At 65.5% G+C, this 21,632-nt stretch carries 14 protein-coding genes; 10 read left to right on the top strand and 4 right to left on the bottom strand.

From position 1 onward, the window contains the following. Positions 1 to 44 precede the first annotated feature (44 nt). The 4 genes from JFN93_RS14735 to JFN93_RS14750 form a co-directional block, all read right to left on the bottom strand. Positions 45 to 839 (bottom strand): methyltransferase domain-containing protein, encoded by a 795-nt coding sequence (locus JFN93_RS14735; RefSeq protein WP_199384858.1) that lies wholly within the window; start codon positions 837 to 839, stop codon positions 45 to 47. Positions 840 to 955: 116 nt separating this feature from the next. After that, positions 956 to 1,762, bottom strand: coding sequence for an alpha/beta fold hydrolase (locus JFN93_RS14740; protein WP_199384859.1), 807 nt, complete (start codon positions 1,760 to 1,762; stop codon positions 956 to 958). Positions 1,763 to 1,913: 151 nt separating this feature from the next. Further along, positions 1,914 to 3,083 (bottom strand): 8-amino-7-oxononanoate synthase, encoded by a 1,170-nt coding sequence (bioF, locus tag JFN93_RS14745; protein ID WP_328754081.1) that lies wholly within the window; start codon positions 3,081 to 3,083, stop codon positions 1,914 to 1,916. 224 nt (positions 3,084 to 3,307) lie between these two features. After that, positions 3,308 to 4,456, bottom strand: a complete 1,149-nt coding sequence (locus JFN93_RS14750; protein ID WP_199384860.1) for a metallophosphoesterase — start codon at positions 4,454 to 4,456, stop codon at positions 3,308 to 3,310. 220 nt (positions 4,457 to 4,676) lie between these two features. Here JFN93_RS14750 and JFN93_RS14755 point away from each other — a divergent pair, with 220 nt between their 5' ends. The 10 genes from JFN93_RS14755 to JFN93_RS14800 all read left to right on the top strand — a co-directional run bounded on the left by JFN93_RS14755 (position 4,677) and on the right by JFN93_RS14800 (position 21,533). Then, positions 4,677 to 5,981, top strand: a complete 1,305-nt coding sequence (locus JFN93_RS14755) for a 4Fe-4S dicluster domain-containing protein (protein WP_199384861.1) — start codon at positions 4,677 to 4,679, stop codon at positions 5,979 to 5,981. A 338-nt stretch (positions 5,982 to 6,319) separates the two neighbouring features. Continuing rightward, a complete protein-coding gene (locus tag JFN93_RS14760) occupies positions 6,320 to 7,489 on the top strand; it encodes a hypothetical protein (protein WP_199384862.1) in 1,170 nt (389 codons plus the stop codon). Positions 7,490 to 7,973: 484 nt separating this feature from the next. After that, complete coding sequence (locus tag JFN93_RS14765) at positions 7,974 to 9,101, top strand: PQQ-dependent sugar dehydrogenase (protein WP_199384863.1); 1,128 nt, start codon at positions 7,974 to 7,976, stop codon at positions 9,099 to 9,101. 579 nt (positions 9,102 to 9,680) lie between these two features. Next, the gene (locus JFN93_RS14770) at positions 9,681 to 10,346 is read left to right on the top strand and encodes an FKBP-type peptidyl-prolyl cis-trans isomerase (protein WP_199384864.1); all 666 of its coding nucleotides are present in this window, start codon (positions 9,681 to 9,683) and stop codon (positions 10,344 to 10,346) included. A 24-nt stretch (positions 10,347 to 10,370) separates the two neighbouring features. Further along, positions 10,371 to 10,658 (top strand): hypothetical protein, encoded by a 288-nt coding sequence (locus JFN93_RS14775; RefSeq protein WP_199384865.1) that lies wholly within the window; start codon positions 10,371 to 10,373, stop codon positions 10,656 to 10,658. Between the two features lie 41 nt (positions 10,659 to 10,699). Then, positions 10,700 to 10,996 (top strand): hypothetical protein, encoded by a 297-nt coding sequence (locus JFN93_RS14780; protein ID WP_199384866.1) that lies wholly within the window; start codon positions 10,700 to 10,702, stop codon positions 10,994 to 10,996. Beyond that, positions 10,993 to 17,400, top strand: coding sequence for a fibronectin type III domain-containing protein (locus JFN93_RS25830; protein WP_199384867.1), 6,408 nt, complete (start codon positions 10,993 to 10,995; stop codon positions 17,398 to 17,400). Before JFN93_RS14780 ends, JFN93_RS25830 begins: the two co-directional genes overlap by 4 nt. Positions 17,401 to 17,457: 57 nt before the next feature. Next, positions 17,458 to 19,188 (top strand): hypothetical protein, encoded by a 1,731-nt coding sequence (locus JFN93_RS14790; protein ID WP_199384868.1) that lies wholly within the window; start codon positions 17,458 to 17,460, stop codon positions 19,186 to 19,188. An 88-nt stretch (positions 19,189 to 19,276) separates the two neighbouring features. Beyond that, positions 19,277 to 19,783: a hypothetical protein gene (locus JFN93_RS14795; RefSeq protein WP_199384869.1), complete on the top strand. Its 507-nt coding sequence runs from the start codon at positions 19,277 to 19,279 to the stop codon at positions 19,781 to 19,783. A gap of 319 nt (positions 19,784 to 20,102) precedes the next feature. Continuing rightward, positions 20,103 to 21,533 carry a chitobiase/beta-hexosaminidase C-terminal domain-containing protein gene (locus JFN93_RS14800; RefSeq protein ID WP_199384870.1) on the top strand — a complete coding sequence of 477 codons (1,431 nt, stop codon included), beginning with the start codon at positions 20,103 to 20,105 and terminating at the stop codon, positions 21,531 to 21,533. Positions 21,534 to 21,632 lie beyond the last annotated feature (99 nt).

Here is a 21,632-nt window from a genome sequence, read left to right on the forward strand (position 1 = left end):
GGAAGGACCGTCGCGTTTCGTTTCCTTAACGCGATCTACGTGATTTACCCCCGCCCTAAACCATAGAGCACTTCGTAGCTTGCCGGGATCTGACCATCTTGCCCATACTCCCGCTGATAGGTCTCCATCATCTCCAGCATGACCCGCCGCTGCGACAGTCCTTGCGATCCGCCCGGCGCGGCGTTCCCCGCCCCGATCCGCTTCAGCGACCGCAACAGCTCCGGCACGTCGGGATGCATCTCCACTTCCATTGCGGAGGTCACGCCCGCTCCCGAAAAGCCGGTCCGCTGCAATGCGGCGAGCACCTCTGCCCCGGGATGGAAGGAATGGGTGCGATCCGGAGCACCGTTTAAAACCTTCCGGTACGACTCACGCAGCTCATACAGCGTACGCTCGCCGAAAAGGGCAAAACAAAAAAGCCCCCCGGGCTTCAGAACCCGCCGCACGTCGGCAAAGGCGTTATCCAGCGAGGGTAGCCATTGGTAGGTGGAGGTCGAAACCACGACGTCGAAAACACCGTCGGCAAACGGCAGCCGTTCGGCGTCCGCGTTCACGAGTTGAACAGAGCCCTCAAGTTTCTGCGCCGCCGCCCGGCACATACCCAGCGCCAGATCGGCGCCGATGGCGGTGGCTTCCGGATAGAGCCGGCGCAGTTCCGCCAGCAGGTTCCCGGTCCCGGCACCGATGTCGAGGATTTTTTTCGGTGCCTGGACTTCCTTCCGCAGGATCGCCGTCATCCGCTCCACCACGCGAGCCTGAACCACTGCCTTGCTGTCGTAATCGGCCGCTTGCCGGTGGAAAGCCCCCTGCACCTTGCGCCTGTCTATATTAGCGACCATCTACTTGTATTCCTTGTACTCCCCCCTTTGCGAAGGGGGGCTGGGGGGGGATTTGGTTTCTGGCAAACGGCTTGAAAAGGCAAATCCCCCTAAATCCCCCTTCGCAAAGGGGGACTTTATAGGTGGGCCATGAAATCCCGGACCAGGCGGTTGAACTCATCTGGCCTGGTCATGAACGGCGCGTGGCCGCATCCCTCCATGACCTTAAGCGTCGCATCGGGGAGCCGCTTTGCCATGTAAGCTGACGCCGAGGCGGGTACCACGTTGTCGCCCGCCCCGTGGATCAGCAACACCGGCCGGTCCACCTGAGGCAACCGGTCCCGGAGGTCCACGGTCGACAGGATGGAGAGCGAATTCAGTGCCGACTCCAGCGTGGGGGAGTGGCTGCTGAGCACGATCTCGTGGACGATCCGCTGGTACTGCCGAGAGTCCATCTCCCCTTCCACGAACATCCCGCGGAAGAATTCCCCCATGGTCTTGCGATGATCGCGCCGCAGGCGGACCCCCATCCCCTTCACCTCGACCGGCTCCTTGCCGTGGGGGAAGTCGTCAGCGGTGGTAAACCGCGGCGTCCCGCCCACGAGAACCAGTGCCGCGACCCGTTCGCGCAGTTCGGAAAAGGCCTGAAGCGCAACCTGCACCCCCATGGACCATCCCACCAGGACGGCATTCTGCAGATCAAGCTGCCGGAACAGGGCGACCAGATCCGCCGCGAAATCCTCGACGGTATAGGAACCGGCCACGTCCGACTGCCCGTGTCCGCGCAGGTCCGGGCAGACCAGCCGGCAATCATCGGCCAGCGGAGCCTGGAAATGCCAGACCCGCCCGGACATGGCCCACCCGTGCAGGAAAACAACGGGGCGTCCGGCACCTTCTTCCGCATAGAAAAGGCGGACGCCGGTGGAAAGTTCTATGGAGGGCATATCTTTAATCCTTGATTTCACACGCGAGGCACAAAGGATAGTCAGATTGTACTGGTGCCGGTGATTACCCTGGGAGCACCATTCCTGGCGCGAAGGGCGGCCGGCTATTCGCGCCAGGAATGGCGCTCCCACAGAGCAACGAAAGTTGATCCTAGATAACGTGCAGCGCTTTCCCCACCGAGATGATCTTCTCCGCCGCCTCGGCGATTTCCTCCTCGGTATGCGTCGCCATCAGGGTGCAGCGGAGCCGGCAGCTCCCAGCCGGCACGGTCGGCGGCCGGATCCCCTGAACGAAGATCCCTTCCTCCAAAAGCAGCTGGCTGAATTCCATCGTCGTCTCGGCGGGCCCGACGAAGACCGGGATGATCTGGGTCTGACTCCCCATGGTGTCGAAGCCGGCCTGCTCCAGCCGCGTCTTGAAAAGCACCGCGTTCCGCGCCAATTGATCCCGCAGCCGCGCCCCTTCCGCCGAGTCGACCACCTCAATTGCGGCAAGGGAAGCGGCGAGCACCGCCGGGGGGAGCGAGGTGGAAAAGATAAAGCTGCGGGCCTTGTTGACCAGGTAATCGCAGATCTCGGCAGAGGCGGCCGCATAGGCGCCAAAGCTCCCAAAGCCTTTGCCGAGGGTGCCCATCTGGACGTCGATCCCGCCGGTTACGCCGCAGAGTTCGCCGCTTCCCCGCCCGGTGGCGCCGAGGACGCCGCTGCCGTGGGCGTCGTCGACCATGAGCAGCGCGTCGAAACGCCGGGCCAACCCGACCAGGGCCGCCAGCGGCGCGATATCGCCATCCATGCTGAAGACCCCGTCGGTGACGATGAGGCAGCGACCCTTGCCGCGCTTCTCGCTCAAGAGCTTTTCGAGTGCGGCGGTGTCGCAGTGGGGGTAGCGGACGAAGGTGGCGCGGGAGAGGAGAGCGCCGTCGACGATGCTGGCATGGTTGAGGCGGTCGGAAAAGACGGTGTCGCCGCGCCCGACCAAGGCGGAGATGATCCCGGTATTGGCGGCGTAGCCGGTATTGAAAAGAAGGGCCCGTTCGGTTCCCTTGAACGCGGCCAGCCGTTCCTCAAGTTGCTCGTGGAGCTCCATGTTCCCGGAGACCAGCCGGGCCGCGCCGCTGCCGGTCCCCTGTTCCAGGGCCGCGGCCGAGGCCGCCTTGAGCGCGGGATGGCTCGCCAGGCCAAGGTAATTGTTGGAGCAGAGCAGCAGGACTTCCTTCCCGTCCAGTTGGACCCGGCTCCCCTGCGCTCCGGCGATCAGGCGCATGCGCCGATACAGCCCTTCCGCCGCCAGCGCGTCGAGTTCTTCGGAATATGTCGGCACCGTAAATCCTTCCAACGTTCAAGGGGACTGGCTCCGTAGGTGCCGGTCCCCCTCTTGGTTCAATTCGCTGTCCCCAGATTCCCCGGCAACCTTGGGGCATATCTTATTAGCACAGAGGCTGGCAGTCGTCAACCAAACAGAGCAGCAAGGTTGACGAGACATCCTTTAACCCCATCCTCACTCTGTCCTTCCCCGTGTAGGGGGCGTGATACGGGAGCCGTTGCTCACTGCTCATTGCCCATCACTCTTTGAACAACGTCAATCACCGTCACCTCGGGCGGGGCGAGGACGCGGATCGGAGGCCCCCAGGTGCCGGTACCCCGGCTCACGTAGAGCCAGGATGTTCCGAAGCGGGAGAGCCCCATCTTCGCGGGGTAGGCAAGATGGGTGATCAGGTTGAAGGGAAAAATCTGCCCCTTGTGCACGTGGCCGGAAAGCTGCAGATCGAACTTGCCCTGCGCGCCCGGGTCGATGGCAGGCCGGTGCTTCAGCAAGAGTGTGAAGTGGTCCTGCGGCACCTTCTCCAGCATTTCCTTCTCGCTGACAGCGCTTCCCTTTTCCTTCTGACGGTAACGCACCGCAGGGTCGTCCACCCCGGCCACGGTCAGGTAGCTGTTCACCGCCACGGCCTCGCCGCGCAGCATTCGGTAACCGCCTCGGGTGGTGAAGGCGACCGACGGCCCCACTCCGGCGAAGACCTCGTGGTTACCGAGTACCGCGAAGTTTCCCAGCGGCGCGCGGACCGTCGCCAGCACCGTATCCAGCCCCTTCAACCCGTCCATCTGACCGTCGACGAGGTCCCCGGTGGAGACCAGGAGGTCGGGCTTTAACGCCGCAACCTGCGCCAGGATCTGCTCCAGTCTCGGCCGCCCCACCATCAAGCCAAGATGCACGTCCGAGACCTGCACGATCCGCAGCCTCCCGACGCCGGCCGGAAGCTTGGTACTTTCCAGCACCACCTGCTCCACCTTTACGTGGCGTGCTTCGAACAGACCGTAGATGGAGGCGGCAAGGGCAATGCAAAGCGACGCGGCCACCAAGCCCGGTTCGGAAAAGGAGAGGTCGCGCTGCAGCATCTGCCCTACGGCCTTCAGGATCAGCCCGAACAGATCAAGAGCGAGGGAGGCGCTGAGGAACAGGAAGAAACAACCCATCCACGAGTAGCCGATTTCCGCGATCACCCGCGCCGGCGCTTCCAACTGGATCCGTTCCAGGATCCGCACCAGCATCGGGGCGCCCACCATGAAAAGCCCGAGCATGAGGAAAAACGCCGGAAAAGGCGCACCCAGCTCGAACGCCTTCAGGGTGCGCCGTAGCAGATAGAGATGGGCTCCGCCATAAATAGTGAGATAGACGGCCAGGAAAACGTACATCGCCCCTCCTGTCATTGAAGAAGGTCCCTACTCTACCACAATCGCTTTCATTGCGGGCCAGAGAAAGGTCGCTATACTCTTAATCGTTTTTAATCTTTAAAAAACAACCCTGCACACGGCAATAACGGTGCGATTCCGGCAGCTTAGCTCGGCAGGGGAAATGAAAAAATTTCTTGGTCCCGATACTCATTGAAATCCCTGCTGGATCGGAGAGAGTGAAATGCCACATCCATCGACCCGAAGCAACTACACGAGCCTCATCGAGCGTCTGAACCGGTTCCCGCAAGGCGCCCCCCCGTCGGAACTCCTCTACAAGATCCTCGCCTTGATGGTCAACGAGCATGAAGCGGGGCTGCTGGGCCAGTTGCCGGTGCTTCCCTTTACCGCCGCCAAAGCCTCGCATATCTGGGGGATGCGGGAGGTCGAGGCGGCTCGGATTCTGGAGGGATTTGCCGACCGCGCGCTGCTTCTGGATGTGCTGCAGCACGACGAAAAGCTCTACGTGCTGCCGCCGCCGATGCGTGGCTTCTTCGAGTTCTCGATGATGCGCAGCCGCAGCGACATCGACCAGGAGTCGCTGAGCGAGCTCCTTTTCCAGTATCTCAACCTGGAAGGGGCGTTCATCAAGGAGCTTCACACCGGAGAGACCAAGCTCGGGCGGATCTTCGTGGGGGAGGGAGAAATTCCGACTGCACACGTCACCCAGGTCTACGACTACGAGCGGGCCAGCGAGGTGGTGAAAAACGCGTGGCGGATCGGCATCAGCACCTGCTACTGCCGCCATAAGATGAAACAGCTGAACCGGGCCTGCTCCGCGGACCTGGAAATGTGCATGACCTTCGACCATGCCGCGGACTCCCTCATCCGTCATGGCCACGCCCGCGAAATCGACAGCGTCGAATGCCTGGACCTGCTGCAAAAAGCGCGCGAGCAGAACCTGATCCAGTTCGGGGAAAACGTGCGCGAAGGGGTGAGTTTCATCTGCAACTGCTGCTCCTGCTGCTGCGAATCGCTCATCGCGGCGCGCAAACTCGGAGAAGTTTCCCCGATCCACTCGACGAACTTCTTTCCCCAACTGCAGCAGCAATACTGCAACGGCTGCGGCAGGTGCGTCGACGCCTGCCCGGTCGAAGCGCTGCACCTGATCTCGGCCAACGAGCCGCTGCGCCAGGGGAAGAGAAAGTGCGTGATCGACGTGAAGCGCTGTATCGGGTGCGGGGTCTGCGTCAGGGTTTGCCAGTGCGGCGCCCTGAGCCTCGTGCCCAAACCGGAACGGGTGCCGACGCCGGTCGACACCGCACACCGGATCGTTTTGATGGCCATCGAGAGGGATAAGCTGCAGCACCTGATCTGGGACAACAACGCCCGCACCAGCCATCGGATCATCTCACTGCTCATGGGGCTGATCCTCAAGCTTTCCCCGGTCAAACAATCCCTGGTTAAGAAGCAGCTCGGGTCCCGTTACCTGGACCTGATGATCAAGCGTCGGCGGGAACGGCTGAAGCGGGAGATCCAGTGGCTCTGAGTTCAATGAACAATGGTCAATGATCCATGGACAATAATTTTTTCCAGCACTGGCTAAACACCGCACGTATCTGATCGGTTTTCCGATCATTGTTCATCGTTCATTGATCATTGCCCCGTTGACACACGAGCCCCGGACGGGTTAAAGTACCCCCAGCCTTCCCCTCGAACGCAGGAACTCGCCTCACCTCTTGGCGTGAGTGTCGGATCAACTTCAGCGCCAGTTCCCACTCGACATAAAGGCTTGAACAGGAAAAATCCCTCGGTCTTTCCCGGCGGCGGCTCGGCCGCGCCGGTGCTACGACCGCGACACTACACTTCGGCATAAGGAGTAACTTCGTGAACCTCCGCTTTACCTCCGGGACCTTCCGGCTCCCGCTTTCGCTGCTCGCCCTGCTCGTCCCCCTGTCTCTTGCGGCCTGCAAGGACAAGAACTCGAACGCCCAGCAGGCTGTGCCGGCACCGGTCGCAACGAAGGTTGCCGCTACCACCGCCGTGACCGCGGCAGTACAGCCGCAGCGCTCCAGCGCCGCAACCTTCGACAAGAACAGCAGCGCCTCCCGCCCCGCTCCCGGCGAAAAAGACGCGGGAGCCAAGGGCAAAGGCAAAGGCAAGGACGCCGCGGCAGCTCCGGCCGGCCCTAAGGTGAAGTACCAGGCCGGGGAAGATCCGGAATTCGCCGCGAAGAAAGGGTGGCCGGTAAAAGGTCCGCAGACCCTGCCCGGTTCGATCCTCCCGCAGAAACGTATCGTCGCCTACTATGGCAACCCGCTCTCCAAGCGGATGGGCGCTCTCGGGGAATATCCGAAGGACGAGATGCTGCGCCGCCTCAAGCGTGAGGCTTCCCGCTGGGAAGCTGCCGATCCGGCGCACCCGGTTCAGCCGGCGCTGCACCTGATCGCGGTCGTGGCCCAGGGCGAGCCGGGCAAGGCCGGACTCTACCGCATGGTGATGCCGGACAAGATCATCAACGATGTGTACGGGTGGGCCAAGGAAGCGCACGCCATCATGTTCATCGACATCCAGACCGGGCATGACAACATCCGGAAGATCCTCCCCCGCTTCGAGTGGATCCTGAAAAACCCGGACGTGCACCTGGCCATCGACCCGGAGTTCAACCTGATCAAGAGCGGCAAGCGCCCGGGGAGCAAGATCGGCACCTATGACGCCGCGGACATCAACTACGCCTCGTCCTACCTGCGCGACCTGGTAAAGAAATACAACATCCCGCCGAAGGTCATGATCGTGCACCGGTTCACCCGGAACATGGTCACCAACGCGAAGCAGATCCACCTCCAGCCGGAAGTCCAGATGCTCATGAACATGGACGGCTGGGGCGCCCCCTGGCTCAAGCGCGATTCCTACAAGGACTACATCGTGAGCGAGCCGGTCCAGTACACCGGGTTCAAGCTCTTCTACCACAACGACACCAAGAAAGGGGACGCGCTGCTCACGCCGCAGGAAGTCCTGAAGCTGAACCCGAAGCCGATCTACATCCAGTACCAGTAACGCCGGAACCAAGGCGGGCAAAGAAGAGCAAAGGGCCGGGGGAGACATCTCCTCCGGCCCTTTGCTTTTTCCCCTGCCATTTCCCCCTTCATCGTCGAACTACGGGCGCAGCATGCTGCGCCCGTGCGGATGTCGCGCCGGGTCGTGTAGGAGCGGCATTGCTGCCGCGATCAGCGGAGGTTGATCGCGAAGGGACTGTTGCTCCTGGTATAGCGACGGGAGCACGTTTTCCCTCCGGTGGGAGCGCCACTCCTGGCGCGAACCGCCGCAGGCGGCATTCACATGTTTCGGTTGATCGCCCCTGGAAAGGCGCTCCCACAGGGTTGGCAGCCAGTTGCCGATTCCACCTGGCAGGTCATTCCAGCGGCGCCCCCTTTTCCCGACCCAATTCTCCTCCGGTTGCAAAACCAAAGGGCAGCGGAAATACTTGGAGCTTGTTTTCGCGCTCCCCCCTCCCACCGCAGCGTCAATCAAGGAGGCTACCATGACAAGCCCGGACCCGACGTCCTGCCGCCACCCGCTCCGCCTTTTGCTGCTGGTCCCGCTGCTCCTGCTCGCCCTCGTCAGCGCCTGTTCGGCGGCGGAAATCCAGCTGGACAAGATCCGGCTCCCGCCGGGATTCCACATCGAGCTCTTTGCCGGCGATGTCCCTGGTGCCCGATCCCTCGCCCTGGGGGCGAAGGGGACCGTCTTCGTCGGATCACGCGAGGAGGGGAAGGTTTACGCCCTGATCCCCCGGGCAGGGCAGCGTCCCAAAGTGCGGGTTATCGCCCATGGGTTGATCATGCCCAATGGGGTCGCCTTCCGGGACGGATCGCTCTACGTCGCCGAAATCAGCCGGGTCATCCGCTACGATCAGATCGAGGACCGGCTCACCCATCCCCCCAGGCCGGTGGTGGTGAACGACACCTTCCCCCACGAACGGCATCACGGCTGGAAGTTCATCCGCTTCGGTCCGGACGGAACGCTCTACGTCCCGGTCGGGGCCCCGTGCAACGTCTGCGAAAAAAAGGACCCGCGCTTTGCGAGCATCATGCGCATGAACCCCGACGGGAAGAACCTGGAAATTTTCGCGCGCGGGGTCCGCAACACCGTGGGGTTCGACTGGCACCCCGAAACCCGGGAGCTCTGGTTCACCGACAACGGGCGCGACCTCATGGGAGACAACATCCCTCCGGACGAGCTGAACCGGGCACCGCGCCCGGGGCTCCATTTCGGCTTCCCCTACTGGCACGGGAAGGGGATCAAGGATCCGGAGTTCGGGGACAAGATGGCCAAGAACCGTTTCGTCCCACCGGAGCTGGAACTCCCCGCGCACGTCGCAGCGCTGGGGATGCGCTTTTATACCGGCACGATGTTCCCGGCGGAGTACCGGAACCAGATCCTCATTGCCGAGCACGGCTCCTGGAACCGCACCACCCCGATCGGCTACCGCCTCACGCTGGTCACGCTGCAGAAGGGGCACCCGGCGTATTACCAGCCCTTTGCGGAGGGATGGCTGCAGCACGGCGAGGCGTGGGGGAGGCCGGTCGACCTCCAACAGATGCCGGACGGAAGCCTGCTGGTCTCCGACGACCGTGCCGGGGCCGTCTACCGGATCACCTACCAGTAGGCCGGAGTTCGGGGGACGACTAACCAGGAAAATGCAGGGGCGCAGCATGCTGCGCCCTTTTATTGTCCGCGCATCGACGCTCCGCACCATTTCCGCCCGCCAGATCCCGCCTTTTTCTCCCCCCCCTTTACCGACCTTTACGCTCCCTTACAAAGATTTGCTCCGAACTACCGTCTGTCGTCCAACCGGACACGGAACATTTTTTTCTTTCATTCAGAACTTTTACGTAGATCCCCCGGCCATACCCCGCAAAATTTTTTGCACCCTTCACCAGGCCCGCTCCGTCGCTCCCCTTCCCTAAACACTCATTGGTTTTGGCCACTTACAAAGACAAAATCCGGCTGGCACAGAATCTGATATTGCGAAAATGCGACACAGCGAAAGTGGAAGTCTGTCTTAGCGATTTTTATGACATGAAATGCGGGTTCCCCCTCAGGCTTTCCTCTACTGCAGAACGTCCTTTGAGAGTCGACCACGACGGCTTTCCCAACGAAAGCCCCAGATTAAACAATATCAATACAATCTTCCAATCCCGAACCGGCAGATTCACTGCCGGCACTCTACCTAAAGGAGCTGAACATGTTTCGATCCGCAGTAGCCATGTTGATCCTTGCCTTTGCCATCCCCGCCTTTGCCGCCGATCCCCCGAAAACTGAGGAACAGAAAACGCTGTACGCGATCGGCCAGATCATCGCGCAGCAGCTGTCCGTATTCTCCCTTTCCCCCGCCGAGCTGGAAATGGTCAAGCAGGGGCTGGCCGACGGGACCGGCGGCAAGAAGGCGTTCGACATCAGCGCCTACAGCGCGAAGGTCCAGGACCTGGCCCGGCTCCGCCGCAAGGCGCAGGGCGAAAAGCTCGCGGCGGCAAACCAGAAGTTTCTGGAAACGGCGAGCCGGGAAAAGGGGGCGGTGAAGTCCGACTCCGGCCTGGTCTTCGTTTCGCTTTCCGAAGGCAACGGCAAGAGCCCGGCCGCCGAGGACACGGTCAAGGTGAACTACCGCGGCACGCTGGCCGACGGCACCGAGTTCGACAGCTCCTACAAGCGGGGCAAGCCCCTCGAATTCCCCCTCCAAGGGGTCATCAAGTGCTGGACCGAGGGGCTGCAGAAGATGAAGGAAGGGGGCAAGGCGCGTCTTTTCTGTCCGTCCAGCATCGCTTACGGCGAAAAAGGCGCCGGGGAGCTCATCCTCCCCGGGGCGGCACTCGCCTTCGAGGTGGAACTGCTCGAGGTGAAAAAACCGTAAAGGAAGCACCGGGAGGGCGATGCCATGAAAAAGCTCATTCTGATCGTGATCGTGCTGCTGCCGGGTTTGGTGGGAGCGGCCAGCGACTGCCGGGTGGTCGATTTCCAGGACCACTACGAGGCGGTCTGTGATGGAGAAGCGGCGAGCACTCCGGCGCCTCAACCGGCGACGGTGACCGCGGCACCGGTTCCGGAACTGCCGCCTCCCCCGCCGGTACAGGCATCGACGCCCTCCTTTCCGGAAACCGAAAGAGTAACGGTGCAAACCAGCCGTTCTGCCGGCTCGTACCGGCAAAGAAAGACGTCCCACTAACCCGCAGCACCGAATCAACAAGCAACAGGAGGGGAGCAACCATGAACAGACCGACGTTGTTGTATGCAGGTCGAACCGTGGCGGCGGCAGCGCTTTTGGCGTTGCTGGCTCTGACCGCGGACCTGGCCCGCGCCGCCAATGGCGCGCCACCCACGGCACAGCCACCGGATCCGGGGCAGCCACTCAAATGTGACGGCTCCGCCCGCGGCGGTGACGGCCAAGGGCAGATGCGAGGCACGTCCAACTGCGACCGCAAGGCCGCGGCGGCCCGCACCGCGGCACGGAAGCTGGAGGCAATGAAGAAGGCCGGTTTGGCCCAGCAAGGAGGGAAACCATGAACGAGCGTTTCCGTACCCTATGGGGAGGGCTGCTGACTGCCGTCGCGCTCCTTCTGGGAGCCGGCGGGGGCGCGCTTGCCTATACGCCCCCCGCGACCTCGGTGCCGATCTGCACCACCCCCAATCCGGTCCCCGGGACCTGCACCGACCTCTTCGGTTTCCCGAACTACGCCAACAGTCCGCTTCCGTCCGGGACCATCACCTCGATCGTGGTCACCGGCGGCGGGAGCGGCTACACCGCGGCACCGGCCGTCACCATCACCGACCCCGACCCGGCCTGCGCGGCGACGGCAACGGCGACCCTGACCGGGACCTCGGTGACCGCCATCGCCCTCGCGGGGGGCGGGACCAGTTGCAAGGCCCCGGTGGTAACCATCGCCCCGCCGACCACCGGAACCGCCGCCACCGCAACCGCGACCATCGGCGCCCCCTTCGTCGCCGGTACCGGTATCCGCAAGTTCGTGGACCAGCTCCCTGGACTCTGCCCGGTCTCCGGCCAGACGCCGGGCACCAAGCAGTGCATCCCGCTCGCGCAGCCGGACACCACCACCTTCCCCGGCAGCGACTACTACAGCATTTCGCTCAGCGACTACACCCAGAAGATGCATACCGACCTCCCGGCCACCAAACTTCGGGGCTACCAGCAGGTCGATGCCAACGGCAACCCCATCACCCTCACCGGCGCGGCGGGGCCGCACCAGTACCTCGGCCCGTTCATCCTGGCGACCAAGAACCGCCCGGTACGGGTGAAGTTCACCAACAACCTCGGCGTCGGCAACGCCGGCGACCTCTTTCTCCCGGTCGACACCACCTACATGGGGGCGGGGATGGGCCCGGACGGGACCTACTACACCCAAAACCGCGCCACGCTTCACCTCCACGGCGGCAAGTCCCCCTGGATCAGCGACGGTACCCCGCACCAGTGGACCACCCCGGTGGGGGAAAACACGACCTCGCTCCTCAAGGGTTTGAGCTTCCAGAACGTACCGGACATGGTAGGTCCGGGGAGCAAGATCGGCATGGCCAACCCGACCCCGGGGGACGGCCAGGAGACCTTCTACTGGACCAACCAGCAAAGCGGCCGGCTCATGTTCTACCACGACCACGCCTACGGCCTGACCCGACTCAACGTCTACGCGGGTGAAGCGGCGGGATACCTGATCGTCGACCCGGCCGAGGAGGGCGCCCTCGCCGCGGCGACCGTTCCGGGCACCGTCGTCACCGATCCCACCACCGGCGCGATCGTGAGCCAGGACCTCGCGCACCTGATCCCGCTGGTGATCCAGGACAAGACCTTCGTTCCTTCGGCCGGCGAACTCGCCGCCGAGGACCCGACCTGGAACAGCACCCTCTACGGCGGCATGGGCAACCTCTGGTTCCCGCACGTCTACACCCCCAACCAGAACCCGGCCGACCCGGCGGGGGTCAACGGCTTTGGCCGCTGGGACTACGGCGCCTGGTTCTGGCCGAACCAGACCAGCCTCACCGCCGCCAACCCGCCCTCGGCGGTCACCGTTCCCTGCACCTCGAGCGCCTTTCCGGGACAGACCATCGAGTGCCCGATCATTCCGAACCCGTCGGGGACCCCGGAAGCATTCATGGATACGCCGCTGGTCAACGGCACCGCCTATCCGGTGCTCCACGTCGCGCCGGCCGCCTACCGCTTCCGCATCCTGAACGCAGGCAACGACCGGGCCCAGAACCTCCAGCTCTACTATGCCGCCACACCGCCGGCACCGGGAGCCGCCGCCGGAACCGTCTGCGTCGGGGCCGCCGCCACCTCCGCAAGCTGCACCGAGGTGAACATGGTCCCCTCCAATCCGCCGATCGCGACCTCCACCCTGCAGCCGTGCGCGCAGACCATCCCGATCTCCAATCCGGCCCTGGGCATCGGCCTCGCCACCGGCCTGCTTGACGCCGCCGGCAACCCCCTCAACGGCACCGGTCTTCCGGCCGCCTGCTGGCCTTCCACCTGGCCCACCGACGGCCGCGACGGCGGCGTCCCCGACCCGACCACTGCGGGTCCGGCCATGGTCCAGATCGGCACCGAGGCGGGGCTGCTCCCGGCCCCGGTGGTGATCCCGTCCACCCCGATCGGCTACGAATACATGCGGCGCAGCATCACCGTGCTCAACGTTTCCACCCACGGGCTCTTCCTCGGTCCGGCCGAGCGTGCCGACGTCGTCGTCGACTTCTCCTCGGTTCCCGCGGGCTCCACCCTGATCATGTACAACGACTCACCCGCTCCGGTGCCGGGCTTCGACGCCCGCCTCGACTACTACACCAACGACCTGGACCAAAGTGCCAGCGGCGGCGCCCCGAAGACCCAGCCCGGTTACGGGCCTAATACCCGCACCATCATGCAGATCGTCGTCGACCAGACGGCGCCCAACACCGTGCCGTTCAGCGTTCCCACCCTGCAGGCCGCCTTTGCCTCCACCGCGACCACCCAGGGCCTCTACGCCAAGAGCCAGGAGCCCCCGATCGTTCCGGAGGCCGCCTTGAACAGCGCCTTCAACAGCACCTACACCAGCACCTACTCCCGCATCTACGACACCCAGCTCGGCTATACGCCGACCGGCAACGGGCTCGGGACGATCGCGGTACAAAACGGCGGCTCCGGCTACACCACCCCGCCGGCGGTCACCATCACCGGCACCTCCACCACCCCGGCCACCGCCACCGCCACCATCACCAACGTCGTCGACACCCTCACCCTGACCGGCGGGGGGGTCACCGGCGTCACGGTCACTACCCAAGGTTCCGGCTACACCGCGGCTCCGACCGTCAGTTTCACCGGCGGTGGCGGCGGGACCGGTGCTGCGGCAACGGCGAACATGGTCTCCGGCCTGAGCCTCACCCTGACCAACGGCGGCACCGGCTACACGACCGCACCGACCGTCACCATCACCGGCGGCGGCGGAAGCGGCGCCACGGCGACCACGACGATCTCCCAGGGGGTCAGCGCCATCAACGTCACCACCCGGGGGCGCGGCTACACTACCGCCCCGGCGGTGACCATCACCGGCGGCGGCGGGACCGGCGCGGCCGCAACCGCGAACCTCGTCGGGGGACGGGTGAACTCGATCACCGTCACCAACCCGGGCTCCGGCTACACCAGCGCCCCGACCATCACCATCGCCGCACCTCCGCCGGGCGGCACCCGTGGCACCGCGACGGCAACCGTCACCAGTACCGTATCGACCCTGACCCTGACCAACCCGGGGACCGGTTACCTCACCGCACCGACGGTCAGCTTCGGCGGCGGTGGCGGAACCGGCGCCCAAGCCACGGCAACCGTCTCCAGCCGGGTCGCCTCGGTCACCATCACCGCTCCGGGTAACGGCTACCAGAGCGCGCCGACCGTGGTCTTCACCGGCGGCGGCGGGACCGGCGCCGCAGCGACCGCGACCATCGGCGGCGGCGGGATCGGCTACACCACCGCCCCGACGGTCACCTTCACCGGCGGCAGCGCCACCGCCACGGCTACCCTCACCGCCGGGGTGGTAAGCTCCATCGCCATCACCAACGCGGGGACCGGCTACACCAGCGCCCCCAACGTGACCATCGACGCCCCGCCGGCCGGCGGGACCCAGGCGACCGCAGTCGCCACGGTGAACCTCCTCGGCGTGGTCACCGGGATCTCCGTGGTGAACGGCGGCAGCGGCTACACGAGCGTCCCCAACGTCTACCTCGACGCGAGCCCGGCCGTCACCCAGGCGACCGCCGTCGCCACCATCGGCAGCCCGACCCAGGTCGCCACCGTCGCGGTCACCGCGGCCGGCAGCGGCTACACCACCACCCCGGCAGTCACCATCACCGGCGGCGGCGGGGCCGGCGCCACGGCCACCGCGAACCTCACCAACGGGGTGAGCGCGGTCACCATGACCAACATCGGCTCAGGCTACATCGTCGCCCCGGGCGTCGTCTTCTCGCCCCCGCCGACCTTGACCGGCACCCAGGCCACCGGCACCGCCAACCTCACCATCGGCCTGATCAGCGCCGTCACCGTCACCAACGGCGGCCGCAACTTCACCACGGCACCGACCATCACCATCACCGACGCCCTCGGTAACGGGGCCGGCGCCACGGCGACCGCGACGGTAGCCGGCGGCAGGATCACCGCCATCACCGTCACCAACGGCGGGGCGGGCTACGTCGCCCCGGTAACCGTCGCCATCACCGGCGGCGGCGGAACCGGCGCCGCGGCAACGGCGACCATCGGCAACGGGGTCTCGGTCACCATCACCAACCCGGGCTCCGGCTACACCACGGCACCGGCGGTCCTCTTCACCCCGCCCCCGGCGGGCGGCACCACCGCGACCGGCACCAGCGTGCTCACCGGCATGCTCGGCTCGGTCACGGTGACCAAATCGGGCGCCGGCTACACCAGCACCCCGATCGTCACCATCGATCCCCCCCCCGCCGGCGGCCTCCAGGCGACCGCCACCGCGGCCTTAGGCGCCTCGGTCAACTCCCTGGTCATTACCAGCGGCGGCAGCGGCTATTCGACTCCGCCGGTGGTCACCCTGACCGGCGGCGGCGGAACCGGCGCCACCGCACTCGCCACCATCACCGGGACCGTGAACGGCATCGTCTTGTCCAACGCCGGTAGCGGCTTCACCGGTCCGGTGACGGTGAGCATCGCGCCGCCGACGACCGGCACCGCAGCCACTGCCGCCGCGAGCACCAGCACCGTCATGCCGCAGAAGTCGAAGGCGATCCAGGAGCTCTTCACCACCGACTACGGCCGGATGAACGCCACCTTGGGCGTCGAGCTTCCGTTCACCAACTTCCTGACCCAGACCACAATCCCGCTGGGGTACATCGATCCCCCGACCGAGATCGTGAGCCCGGGTGAGACCCAGATCTGGAAGATCACCCACAACGGGGTGGACACCCATTTCATCCATTTCCACCTCTTCGATGTCCAGGTCATCAACCGGATGGGTTGGGACGGGACGGTGAAACCGCCCGACGAAAATGAGATCGGCTGGAAGGACACGGTCCGGATGAACCCGCTCGAGGACATCACCGTGGCACTGCGGCCGAGCACCCCGGTACTGCCGTTCCAGCTTCCGGAAAGCGTCCGTCCGCTGGACGTGACCATGCCGATCGGGAGCACCGCGGGCTTCACCGGCGTCGATCCGCTCACCAACAACCCGATCACGGTCACCAACCAGCTGACCAACTTCGGCTGGGAGTACGTCTGGCACTGCCACATCCTCGGTCACGAGGAGAACGACATGATGCGCCCGGTGGTCTTCCTGGCACCGTCGATCCCGGCGGCGCCGACGGTCACCGCCGTCGCGGGGAACGCCTCGGCCACGGTAACGGTCACCCCGTCGTCGACCGGGTCCAACCCGATCACCTCGTACAGCATCACCCCGATCACCGGCGGGGTGGCCGGCACGCCGACCGCGAACCTGGTGAGCATCCCGGCGACCATCACCGGGCTGACCAACTGCGCGACGTACACCTTCACCGCGTCGCTCACCAACACCCTCGGCGCCGGGCTCACCTCGGTCCCCTCGAACGCGGTCACCCCGGGGGTACCGCCGGCCGCGCCGACCAACCTCACCGCGACCGGGGCCAGCGGCCAGGCGAGCATCCGCTTCACGCCTCCCACCTCGACCTGCCCGGCCTTCCCGATGAGCTACACCGCGACCTGCACCCCGGTCGGCGGCACCAGCGTCACCGGTACCGGCGCGGCGAGCCCGCTCCTCGTCATCGGGCTCACCAACGGCCTCACCTACTCCTGTACGGTGACCGCCAGCAACCCGGCCGGGACCAGCGCGCCGTCCACCGCCGTATCGGTCACCGCATCGCTGCAGCCGCCGGCCGGCCTCACCGCGACGCTCTCCACGGCGCCGCCGCTGTCGGTGCTCTTGAGCTGGGTCAACAGTAACCCGACCGCGACCGTCACCATCCAGCGGGCGACCAACACCGGCTTCACCCGTGGGCTCACCACCTTCACCGTCGCCGCCGGGGTCTCCAGCTACACCGACACCACGGTCGTTTCCGGCACCACCTACTACTACCGGGTGAATTACGTCTCCGGTGCCGTTACCTCGGTCTGGTCCGCCTTCGTCAGCGTCCAGGCGACCCCGCCCGCCACCCCGACCACTTTCCGGGCGACCGCCTCCCGCACCACCGGGACCACCACCGACCAGGTCGCGCTCAGCTGGGCCGCCGCCGGCACCAACATCGGCGGGTTCACCATCCAGCGGGCCACCAACGCCGGCTTCACCGCGGGGCTTACCAGCTTCAACGTCGCGGCCACCGCCACCACCTTCACCAACACCGGCCTCCCCCGAGGGGTCACCTACTACTACCGGATCCAGGCCACCAACGGCGCCGGTGCCTCGGGATGGTCGACCACCGCCATCGTGACCACACCGTAACCCGTAATTACCGATCGCGGGGAGGGTCCCCCTCCCCGCATCGATAAGGAGACTGATATGGATACTCGGCAAATCAGAGCACTTACGCGGGGGACGCTGCTGGGATCACTGGCGCTTCTCGCCGCGCTGCTCCACCCGGACACATCCTGGGGATGGGGCTACGACGCGAACATAAACACACCGGTCTTCAAGACCATGAGCTCGGTCACGCTGACCATGCCGCAGGTGGTCAGCGACGGGGCCGGCGGGGCGATCGTCGCCGCCGGAGCGAACAGCGGCCCCTCCAGCCACGGCATCTACCTGGACCGGATCGACGCCGGCGGCAACCCGGTGGCCAGCTGGCCCGCCGGAGGCGTGGTCCAGGTGGTCCAGGGACAGAACAACATGCGCAGCATCAGTGACGGCTCCGGCGGCATCATCATGGTCTGGCAGGACTACCGCGGCTCCGCCACCGAGGCCGACCTCTACGCGCAGCACCTGGACAAGGACGGCAAGGTCGTCGCCGGCTGGTCAGTGGACGGGGTGGCGGTCTGCACCGCCACGAGCGACCAGTTGAACCCGCAGCTCGTCTCCGACGGCGCCGGCGGGGCGATCATCGTCTGGCAGGATCTCAGAAACGGCACCAACTTCAACATCTACGCCCAGCACCTGGACGCCAACGGAAGCGTCCACGCCGGGTGGAGCGCAAACGGCGTCGCCGTCTCCACCGCAACCAACAACAAGCTCAACCCGCAGCTGATCGGCGACGGGACCGGGGGCGCCATCATCGCCTGGGAGGATAACCGGACCGGGACCGGCTCCAGCATCTACGCGAGCCGCATCGACGGCAACGGGACCATCCACGCGGGATGGACCGCCGACGGCGTCGCCGTCTCCCAGGCCACCACCGAACTCACCCCGCAGCTCGCCGCCGACGGGGCGGGAGGGGCCTTCATCGCCTGGGAGGACTTCCGCAACGACCCGCTGCACGCCGACATCTACCTGCAGCGCATCGACGGCAGCGGCGCCATCCACGACGGGTGGGGCGCCGGCGGCACCCCGGTCTGCATCGCCACCAACTCCCAGCTCGGAGTGGAAATGGTCGCCGACGGGGCCGGCGGGGTGATCCTCGCCTGGCAGGACCTGAGAAACGGCGCCAACTACGACATCTACGCCCAGCACATGGACGCCAACGGCGCCATGCACGCCGGCTGGACCCTGAACGGCATCCCGGTCTCCCAGGTCACCTCCGCCCAGCTCAACCCGCAGCTGGTCTCGGACGGCGCCGGGGGGGCCATCATCGTCTGGGAGGACTACCGAAGCGGCCTCATCGTCTCGCCGGACGAAAACATGATCGAGGTAAACGCCGACATCTACGCGCAAAGGATCGCCGCAGACGGCCACGCGGTCTGGGACGACAACGGAATCGCCATCTCCACCCCGGAGGACGACCAGATGAACCCGCAGATCGTCGCCGACGGCACGGGAGGCGCCATCATCGTCTGGCAGGACTTCAGAAGCGACACGCACTACGACATCTACGCCCAGCGGGTCTTCGGCAACGGCCTGGTCTCGACCTACACCACCCTGGACGGGATCGTCACCCCCGCCAACGGCAAGAGCGCGCCGGATCTTGCCGACGCGCAGCGGTTGCTCAAGATCGCGACCGGGCAGATCGCCCCGACGGCAAACGACCTCGCCCACGGCGACGTCGCCCCGCTCGGAAGCGACGGCATGCCCAAAGGTGACGGGAAGATCGACATCTACGACGTGATCGGGATTTTGCGGATGACGCTGGGGCTGCAGTAGCAGTCGGGCGCTGCGGCGGTCCGGCAAAACGGCCGCCGCGGCGCCGCTCCCTGAAAAGCGACAACAGCGCGTAGCAACGGAGGATTCCATGAAAAGCATCAAAAGCGCCGGCCTGATCGGCCTGGCCTTATTCGCCCTGGCCCTTTCCGGCTGCGGCAGCGGCGGCGGAAGCGCAGCACAGCCGACGGCCGCGGTACTGAAACTCTCCACTTCCGGCACCCTCCCCAGCGGAACCGCCCTCTCCGGCATCCACGTGGAGGTCGATCTCCCCAGCGGGGTGACGGTGAACACGGACAACAGCGGCGGCGTGGCATCGGGGGTGGTCACCCCCTCCGGGGTCGCCAGCCAGTGCAGCATTGCCGCCGAGACGTTCACCCCCGCCTCCGGCGGAACCCCGGCCAAGCTCTCCTTCTTCGTCTTAAGTTCCGCGCCGGGATTCGGGGCGGGCGAGTTCGCCACCGTGAACTGCAAGATCACCACCGGGACTCCCAAGGCGACCGACTTCAGCCTCCCCGAGGCCGAATTCAACCCGGCGGATCTCAGCAACCAGCCGGTGGCCGCACTGACCCCATCCTTCACCGCGGACATCAGGTAGCTGCCGCGGCGTCAACCTTGGTACCGATCCTCCCCCCGTCCGCCGGGGGGAGGATCAACGGAAGCGGGGCGGCCGACAACAGCTCCTTCCTCCGTCCCCACTGAGGGAATCCTCTTTCCCGATCGGGAAGCGGCTCACGATGCGGGAGTTCCGGGGGCAATCCAGGGAATGCAAGCGTGGCAGCCCGTCACTCCTTACCTGGGAAAGGGCGGCCCACGATTACCTAGGGGACGACGAAAAGCGAACGACACTGGACGCCGACGCGCCGCCGCACCAGGTTCCCATGCGGGGCTTCGGCAACGAACGAAGGGGGCAGAAGATGAACAATTGCAAGGGATACCGACTACTTGTCCTGCTGGGCGCCCTGTTGGTATTGGTCTCGGGCTACGGCTGCTCGGGAGGGGGAAGCTCCGGCACCGCCAACAATAACAACAGCACCAGCGTCGCCGCGCCCACCTTGACGCCGACCGGCGGCACCTTCGGGCAGGATCAGACCGTCGCCCTCCAGAGCAGCACGACCGGGGCGACCATCTACTACACCATGGACGGCAGCACCCCCACCACCTCATCCATGGTCTACAGCGCCCCGATCCCGGTGAGCGGCAACGGGACCAGCCTGACCATCCGGGCGCTGGCGATCAAAAACGGGCTGGCCGACTCCACGGTCAGTTCCGGCAGCTTCGCCATCAGCTACAGCACCGTCGCCACCCCGACCCTCATGCCGGCCGCCGGGACCTACCACAGCGACCAGACGGTGACCCTGCAGACGGCAACCACCGGCGCGAGCATCTACTACACCACGGACGGCAGCACCCCGACGACCTCGTCCACCCTCTACAGCGACGCCGCCCCGATCGCCGTGTCCGGCAACGGGACCAGCATGACCATCAAGGCGATCGCGGTGAAGAGCGGCCTGACCACCTCGGCTGCCGCGTCGGCCACCTATGCGATCAGCTACCTGCCGAGCGTCGCCACCCCGACCTTCACCCCGTCCGGAGGAAGCTACAGCGGCGCCCAGAGTGTGACCATCCAGTGCGCCACCGCCGGCGCCACCATTTACTACACCACCGACGGCACCCTCCCTACCACCGCCTCCACCGTCTACACGGCCCCGGTGGCGATCTCCGGGACCGGCACCACCACGTTCAAGGCATTCGCGGTCCTCTCCGGGGTGAGCTCCACGGTCGCCTCGGCGACCTACTCGATCAACGCCCCGGCGTCGATCTTCAGCTATCCGCTCAACCCGCAGGGGGGACTGATCCAGTCCTCCATGGTCTATCCCAACGGCAGCGACAACGACATGTACGCCTACAAGGACTTCACCCTGGGCTCCGACCAGAGCATCTCCGAGGTGAAGTGGCGCGGCGGCTACCTGCACAACGCCACCTTCGGCAAGGTCCTCTTCTTCACCATCACCTTCTTCGACTCGATCCCCGGCGGGACCCAGCCGCTGGTGACCCGCCCCGACGCCGGAGCCGAGACCTACCTCGCCAAGTACACCACCTCGGGCAACGCCGCGGAGACCGCGGTAGCCGGCTCGTCGATGTACGACTACGACTTCGTGCTCCCCACCCCGTTTGCCGCCACCGCCGGTAAGAAGTACTGGATCAGGATCGAAGGGGAGCAGGGGACCTATTCCGACTGGGCCATCGCGGCGGGCACCGGCGGGGACGGCAGGTACTACCGCTTCGCGACCGGGGCCGCCCAGTTCTCCTTCGGGGTCGGCGACACCTCGTTCACCCTCAAGTAGGGGGACGTCCCCTGCGGCGGGACCGATCGAACCGATCCGCCGGATCAGACCGATCGATCGGATCGGCCCGCCGCAATTCCGCAATTCTCTCTCACCTCG

This window comes from Geomesophilobacter sediminis (assembly GCF_016458275.1).
GTDB classification, from domain to species: domain Bacteria; phylum Desulfobacterota; class Desulfuromonadia; order Geobacterales; family Geobacteraceae; genus Geomesophilobacter; species Geomesophilobacter sediminis.